The sequence below is a fragment of the Herminiimonas sp. genome (assembly GCF_030645555.1).
GTDB lineage: Bacteria > Pseudomonadota > Gammaproteobacteria > Burkholderiales > Burkholderiaceae_D > Oxalicibacterium.
In genome coordinates this window covers 1-1,798 of the sequence record NZ_JAUSME010000001.1, presented here as the reverse complement: position 1 = coordinate 1,798, position 1,798 = coordinate 1, and the positions used below count along the sequence as shown (strand labels likewise).

Annotated in this window: 2 protein-coding genes and 1 pseudogene; 1 reads left to right on the top strand and 2 read right to left on the bottom strand. The window is 59.8% G+C overall.

Features of this window, described 5'->3' with window-relative positions:
* Together Q7T06_RS00010 and rarD are read right to left on the bottom strand one after the other, a co-directional pair.
* Positions 1-434: redoxin domain-containing protein (locus Q7T06_RS00010; RefSeq protein ID WP_304778011.1), on the bottom strand; the 434-nt coding region annotated here is incomplete at its 3' end.
* A gap of 187 nt (positions 435-621) precedes the next feature.
* Positions 622-1,515 carry an EamA family transporter RarD gene (rarD, locus tag Q7T06_RS00005; protein WP_304778008.1) on the bottom strand — a complete coding sequence of 298 codons (894 nt, stop codon included), beginning with the start codon at positions 1,513-1,515 and terminating at the stop codon, positions 622-624.
* Between the two features lie 114 nt (positions 1,516-1,629).
* Here rarD and Q7T06_RS13200 point away from each other — a divergent pair.
* A pseudogene (locus Q7T06_RS13200) lies at positions 1,630-1,798 on the top strand (thiol reductase thioredoxin); the annotation flags it as partial.

Below are 1,798 nucleotides of genomic sequence, written 5' to 3'. Positions count from 1 at the left end.
GCGTCACGGCCGATGCCGTTGTCGTGGATTTCGCACAGCTTGATCTGGCCTTCAGGATTGATCACGAAGGTGCCGCGCAGTGCCAGGCCTTCTTCCTCGATCATCACGTCGAAGTTACGCGTGATGGCGCCGGTCGGATCGCCGATCATCGGGTAGGTGATCTTCTTGATCGTGTCCGATGTATCGTGCCATGCCTTGTGGGTGAAATGGGTGTCGGTCGACACGCCGTAGATTTCCACGCCCATGGCCTTGAATGTGTCGTAGTTGTCAGCCAGGTCGCCCAGCTCGGTCGGGCAGACGAAGGTGAAGTCGGCCGGGTAGAAGAACACGATCGACCACTTGCCTTTCAGGTCGGCATCCGAAACCGGAACGAATTTGCCGTTGTGGAAAGCGGTTGCCTTGAAGGGTTTGACTTGGGTGTTGATGAGGGACATCTTTGTGACTCCATTGTTGAACGAACAGATGCAATGATAGAGGTTCTCTATTCATTTTGGAATTCGATAGTTTAAATCGGTCCGATAGCCACTGCCTTATTGGCTTCTTTCCAGGTTCGTGCCCAAGCGCGCCGGATTCAGATCCGCCGATTGGTTTCGAACGCCGCAGGAATTGATAGTTCACCCATCATTTGTCCACCGCCGCTGCGGGCCGGTTCCACCACGCCCGCCAGGCGCTTTCCAGCGAGTACAGTGTCAGCGCTGTCCAGATCAACATGAAGCCGATCAGCCGGTCGTTGCCGAAGGGTTCGCGGAACAGCAGGACGCCGACCGCCAGTTGTAACGAAGGCCCGATGTATTGCATCAGGCCCAGCACCGACAACGGGATGCGGCGTGCGCCGGCCGCGAACATCAGCAGCGGGATGGCGGTGAGCGGGCCGGATACGGCAACCAGCAGTTGCATGCCGGGAGTCAGGCCAGCGACAGCGATATGGCCTTGTGCGCCCTGCCACGCCAGATAGAGCAGGCAGACAGGCGCCAGCACCATCGATTCCAGCGCCAGGCCTTCCAGCGGTCCCAATGATGCGGTCTTGCGCAGCAGGCCGTAGAACGCGAAGGTCAGCGCCAGCGTAAGTCCTATCCATGGAAAACTGCCACTATGCCAGGTGAGCCACGCCACGCCGCTGCAAGCAAGCGCGATGGCGGCCCACTGGCCCGGCCGCATGCGTTCCTTCAGCAGCAGGAAGCCGATCAGGACGTTGATCAGCGGATTGATGAAGTAACCGAGGCTGGAGTCGACTACCCGGTCGTGTTGAACGGCCCAGATGTAGACCGACCAGTTCAGCGCCAGCAGGCCGCCGGACAATGCAAAGCCGGCGATGACACGCGGCTGGCTGCGCAAGGGCCTGATCCAGTCCCACTGGCGGCGGAAGGCGAGGACGAGGACAATGAATACCAGCGACCACAGCACCCGGTGCGCAATCATCTCGACCGCCGGCACCATTGCAACGATCTTGAAATAGATGGGGAACAGCCCCCACATGGAAAATGCCAATGCGGCAAACAAGATGCCTGTGCCCATGAAACAGTTCACGCGAGAGTGGTTGCCAGGCAAGCATTATGAGGGCATTCAGGCAGTTGCTGCCGGTCAGGGGGCTGACCGGCCTGCTTGTTGCCCATACGGGAAAGGATAGTGATGAACGATGCCAGGCATGTAGTCTGCCCGCACTGCGGTGCAGTGAACCGGGTACCGGGAGAGCGGCTGGCGGAACAGCCGGTTTGCGGAAAATGCGCGCAAGCGCTGTTTTCAGGGCAGCCGGTGGAGCTGGACCAGGCCGGGTTCGAGCGCCATCTGGCGCGCAACG

Coding starts and splice junctions, on each gene's coding strand:
- rarD (WP_304778008.1), bottom strand. CDS start 1,515: ATGGGCACAGGCATCTTGTTTGCCGCATTGGCATTTTCCATGTGGGGG.